Annotated in this window: 6 protein-coding genes; 2 read left to right on the plus strand and 4 right to left on the minus strand. The window is 59.8% G+C overall.

The genetic code is table 11. The features are described from left to right. From ACH2EH_RS11335 to ACH2EH_RS11345, 3 genes are all read right to left on the minus strand, one after another. A partial coding sequence (locus ACH2EH_RS11335; RefSeq protein WP_395141722.1) for an amidase family protein occupies window positions 1-994 on the minus strand: 994 nt, incomplete at its 3' end. A gap of 250 nt (window positions 995-1,244) precedes the next feature. Then, window positions 1,245-1,565, minus strand: coding sequence for a hypothetical protein (locus tag ACH2EH_RS11340; protein ID WP_395141724.1), 321 nt, complete (start codon window positions 1,563-1,565; stop codon window positions 1,245-1,247). A gap of 31 nt (window positions 1,566-1,596) precedes the next feature. Then, a complete protein-coding gene (locus ACH2EH_RS11345) occupies window positions 1,597-2,250 on the minus strand; it encodes a DUF1361 domain-containing protein (protein WP_395141726.1) in 654 nt (217 codons plus the stop codon). Between the two features lie 74 nt (window positions 2,251-2,324). Here ACH2EH_RS11345 and rsmG point away from each other — a divergent pair, with 74 nt between their 5' ends. Together rsmG and ACH2EH_RS11355 are read left to right on the plus strand one after the other, a co-directional pair. Then, window positions 2,325-2,969: a 16S rRNA (guanine(527)-N(7))-methyltransferase RsmG gene (gene rsmG, locus ACH2EH_RS11350; protein ID WP_395141728.1), complete on the plus strand. Its 645-nt coding sequence runs from the start codon at window positions 2,325-2,327 to the stop codon at window positions 2,967-2,969. A 3-nt stretch (window positions 2,970-2,972) separates the two neighbouring features. Continuing rightward, complete coding sequence (locus ACH2EH_RS11355) at window positions 2,973-3,797, plus strand: hypothetical protein (RefSeq protein WP_395141730.1); 825 nt, start codon at window positions 2,973-2,975, stop codon at window positions 3,795-3,797. A 5-nt stretch (window positions 3,798-3,802) separates the two neighbouring features. Here ACH2EH_RS11355 and ACH2EH_RS11360 read toward each other — a convergent pair. Further along, window positions 3,803-4,623, minus strand: an 821-nt coding sequence (locus ACH2EH_RS11360) for a universal stress protein (protein ID WP_395141732.1), incomplete at its 5' end; no start/stop codon positions are given.

The following is a 4,623-nucleotide window of genomic DNA, read 5'->3' on the forward strand; positions in this document are numbered from 1 at the left end:
TCACCAGCGCACCGGGCTGTAGTTCGGCCAGATATCTATTTAGACCCGCCTTGAATTCGTACAGAAGCACCGTCTCCTCATCGGCGTCGAATGTATCCACGGTTGCCATGTCGGCGTGGTCAATAATCTCCGCGCCCAGTTTTTTCAGCACCAGGATTGCATCCTCGGCGAGCTTGTCCGTGGCGGGATGGTAGCCAAAGAAGCGCTTGCGGGCGATCCCGATGCGCTTTCCCTTGAGGCTCGTCACCATCGCTCCTGAGTAGTCCTTGCCCGTGAGTGCCCCGAGAAGAATCGCGACATCAAAGACCGTCCGTGCCATCGGCCCCGCCGTGTCCTGCGTGTGGGAGATGGGAATAATGCCTTTGCCTGGTAGCAGCCCGACGGTAGGTTTGAGCCCCACGAGACTGGAGGCCGCAGCAGGCGAGAGAATCGAGCCGTCGGTTTCGGTGCCGATTGCCGCCGCTGCAAAGCTGGCTGCAATGGCCGCACCAGAGCCTGAGCTCGACCCCGACGGTGAACGATCTAAGGCGTAGGGGTTGCGTGTCTGCCCACCGCGCCCACTCCAGCCGCTCGATGAGTGCGTCGAGCGAAAGTTCGCCCACTCACTAAGATTCGTCTTCCCGAGAATCACTGCTCCAGCCTTGCGCAGAGCGGCCACCACGGGCGCATCGGCTTTTATTTTTGCCCCTACCAGCGCTAGTGAACCCGCTGTGGTCTGCATCTTGTCGAGGGTGGCAATATTGTCCTTGATGAGGATCGGCATCCCGTGCAGCGGCCTCAGTGACTTGCCCACCGCCCGCTCACTCTGCAAGCGCTCGGCGTCTTTGAGGGCATCGGGGTTGAGTTCGATCACCGCCCTCAGCTTCGGATTCAACTCAGAGATTCGCGCCTGGTAGAGCTGGACAAGCTGCGGCTCGGTGTAGCGCCCGGCCTTGAGCTGCTGCCGGAGCTGAGAAAGGGAGACTTCTTCGAGTTCAAAGGGTGCGGAGGACATACGGGTATTTTACCTGAAGTGCCGCCCGCGTGAATTTTCGCCCCCATGAACGGGGGCGTCTTATTGTCCTCGTACCTCGAACACAAAGGCCGTTCCGGCCATCAGGGTGCGGCTAGTTTTTGTATCTCGTTGACGAAAGGAGACGCAATAACGAAGGTTCCTGTGATCACTGCAAGTATCAGAAGAGCCATTAGCGCTGTTGTTGGTGTAGTGGTTCGAGCGGGTGACGGAGAGCTCCGCCTGAAGCTCGTTATGCCCGACGCCCACCGAACCGCCGTTCTTGCAGGCCATCCGCGCTAGAGTCGCATGCGCCGCTGGGCTCTCTGGGAACTCCGCCACGAGTGCCTGGAGAGCCGCCCACTTGGCTCGCCCCGAGAGCTGCACGGCATTGGCTAACCGCACCGAGATTTCCAAGCTTGATACCTAGATCGGTCAGAGCCTTGACCAGAATCGGCTTTCCGGCAGCGAGTTGCATATCAAAGCGCAGAGCTTCTCGGGTAAGTGGCAAGAGCGAGAGTGTCACCAGGGTTGCCGCGATCAGGCTCGCAGCCAGCACATTCAAGCGTTTCATACAAGAGAGAACGCCTCACCGGCACTCTTGGTTACGGCTTCTTTGAAATGTCGCTGCCCCCGAAAGCGAGATACCCCAGGAATAGGCCCACGCCAAAGACCAGGGTCACGGGGATGGGATGGGGGTGGGGGCCAGCGTTGAGAAGCTGTTGGACAATGGTTTTCGTAAGAGAGAGGGGATGCACAAAAACATCCCAGCTATTCCAACGCAGAAACCGCCCCAGATAGATACCAAATCCTGAGAGCAAAAGAGAGCCACCCACTACCGCCCAACCCACCTTGCTCCCCCACCGTGTTGCGACGGCGACGTGCACCTCGCCCAGAGAGAGATAGCCCAGCCAGACCCCCGTTCCCCCACAGCTCAAGAGGGTTGCCAGAAGATACCAGAGAGCAATGTTGCTCCGGGGATGCAGATGAATCAGATCGGTCATGACATAGGGTGCGTTGGGAAAGAAAAGGAGCCAGCCACCAAAAGCAAGCCCTGAGAGTACCCAGCTCTGTCGGGCCAGTGCACCTCGAAAGGCAGCACTAAAGCCGAGCGGCAGAACCGCCAGAAAGAGGTTCCAGAGCATTCCTACCGCCAAGGGATCTGCAGTCCGTAAGCGCCAGTACGCCAGTAGTGTCACACACCAGAGCAATACAATCCCGATAAGCAGGTACTGCTGCCTGTTCGTTACGATCCTCATGCTCTCTTCTTACGCAACAATTGGGAGAGATGTGCCCATATCATCTTTGGGCAGGATACAATGCCTCCGGCAACATGGACACGCAGTTATTTCTTGCGGCACTCAAACAAGCCACCGAGGCCATCGGAGTTCCTCTCACCGAGAGCCAAGCAGCGCAGTGTGCGCACTTTGCGGCACTTGTGGTGGAGACCAACCAGACTCTCAACCTTACCCGCATCACCGAGCCTGAGGCAATGGCGGTCAAGCACTTCGCGGACTCGCTTACACTGCTCAAGGCTGTCCCCGAGCTGAAATACGGCGCACGAGTCTGCGATGTCGGCACGGGCGCGGGCTTTCCGGGTGTCCCTCTTAAAATTGTCCGCCCGGACTTGCAGCTCACGCTCGTGGACAGCCTGCGCAAGCGCCTGAATTTTCTCGGGGATGCACTGGAAACCCTGGAAATCCCCAATGTGACGCTCGTCCACACCCGCGCCGAGGAACTAAAAAACGCAAAGTTCGATCTGGTCACTGCGCGTGCTGTCGCCGCGCTTCCTAAGCTCATCACCTGGTGCGCCCCGCTCATCAAGCCCGGCGGGCTTTTTGTCGCGATGAAGGGCGTGGAGCTTGAGGACGACGAAGGCACAGTGGCGAAGTACGGGCTGACATTTATTCGGCAAGTGGAAATCACGTTGCCGGACACGGAATCCTCTCGCCGGAATCTGCTTATCTGGGTAAAATAGCCCATGCAGGTACGCTTGCGAGAGCTAGAACCCGGAATCGTGCAGCGCCTTAATGTGGTGCAACAGAACCAGAGAACATTGCCCGAGCCCACGACTCTGGAGCCGATCTGGTCAGTGTTCTCCCTGCTGTGCTCACTGGCGATCTGTGCGCTCTATATCCTGGTCTGCTTCCGGGTGGGCGGCGCGGTGGCTGTCTTTTTGCTATTGCTCTCCCCAGGGATTCTCCTAGCCGCGACAAACGTCTCGCGTGTCCGTGCGCCCCGTCATGTCGGAGCACCCGCCTTGCGTGCTTTGCTTACAGAGCCGAGTTTGCTCCGCGTCGAGCGGCTTTACAGTGAGGCGCTTCTGATGCTTTTAGAGACCCCTGCCAAACAGCCCGCGCTCCTGCGGGCACTCCTACAAGACATTAACCAGTTGGTCCAGGCGGACCGCACGATGGCAACCCAGCAGAGCCGCCTCCGAGCCGCCACAGACCCACAAGCGCTCCGTGGGGCAGAAACCGAATACCAGCAGCTCACCGGGCGGCTCGCTTGTGAGAGCGATCCCGTCGCCCATGCCGCGCTCACCGAGAGCCGGAGTCTGTGTGAAGAGCGTCTTGCCCACTTGCGTGCCCTCCCCCTTCTTCTGCACCGACTAGATGCCCAGCGAGAGCTGCTCTGTCAGGGAGTCGCGCTAGCCCATGTGGCGCTGCTGCGCACCCGCACCACCCCGCTCGCACTCATCCCACCGGAGCTGACCACGCTACGTGCCCGTGTCCGCCAGCTCACCAGCGAGAGCCGCGCTCTGGAAGAGGCTACGCAATCCCTCAACGACCTGCAATCGCTCTAGTATCTCTAGTGACGTAAAATCAACACGGAGCTCGGACCGCTGAGCGCCTGGTGGAGCGAGACACTGCCCAGCGTCAGGCGCTCCAGCAAGCTATGGCCCTTCGCTCCGACGATCAATAGATCTGCACTTGCTTGATCCAGCGCACGCTCTATAGCTTCATGGATGGGCTGAGTGTAGAGTGCCGTCTCAATACTCACGTGGGTGAGATCGCGCGCTAGAGAGTGCGCAACCATCTGGTTGCGGCGCTCCAGTGCCCGCCGCACCGAGGCCGACACGGCGATTCCCAGCTCAGGGAGTTCCCGATCCACCACCTCCAGCTCTTTCTCGGGTACGGCCGTCATCACCAATAAGTGCGAGAGCCCTCGAGGGGCAAAGTCAACCAAAATCTCCAGACAACGATTCGCGTACTCGGAGTGATCGGTCGCGAACACCGCCCGCACCGGGCGATCGTCGTCCCGGAAGAGAGCGGGAGGCCGGGCAATCAAGACACTCTGGTGCGCTCCCATCGCCACCCCACGGGCCACACTGCCTGTCAGCGCCGCAGCACTTTCGCTATGAGTGTGCGATGCATTAATGGCCAGTAGCTCCGCACGAAGGCTATCGGCACGGCGCAGGAGTGCCTCCGTGGGGTGCCCGAACAAAATATCGCCCACAGGATGAGGCTCGCCCTCGCGCGTGAGTAACCGTCCCGCGCGCTCCGCAAGCTGACGTGCCTGTCGGTTCTCGGTGCTCACAATTCTCTCGACATCGGCGGGAGTTCGCGCCCCCTCGATACCGTAGCTCAGGTAGTCGCTTGCAGAGAGTGTGTGCACCACTTCGTAGTGTG

Source organism: Armatimonas sp. (assembly GCF_043760365.1).
GTDB lineage: Bacteria > Armatimonadota > Armatimonadia > Armatimonadales > Armatimonadaceae > Armatimonas.

Coding starts and splice junctions, on each gene's coding strand:
- ACH2EH_RS11345 (WP_395141726.1), bottom strand. CDS start 2,250: ATGAGGATCGTAACGAACAGGCAGCAGTACCTGCTTATCGGGATTGTA.
- ACH2EH_RS11340 (WP_395141724.1), bottom strand. CDS start 1,565: ATGAAACGCTTGAATGTGCTGGCTGCGAGCCTGATCGCGGCAACCCTG.
- ACH2EH_RS11355 (WP_395141730.1), top strand. CDS start 2,973: ATGCAGGTACGCTTGCGAGAGCTAGAACCCGGAATCGTGCAGCGCCTT.
- rsmG (WP_395141728.1), top strand. CDS start 2,325: ATGGACACGCAGTTATTTCTTGCGGCACTCAAACAAGCCACCGAGGCC.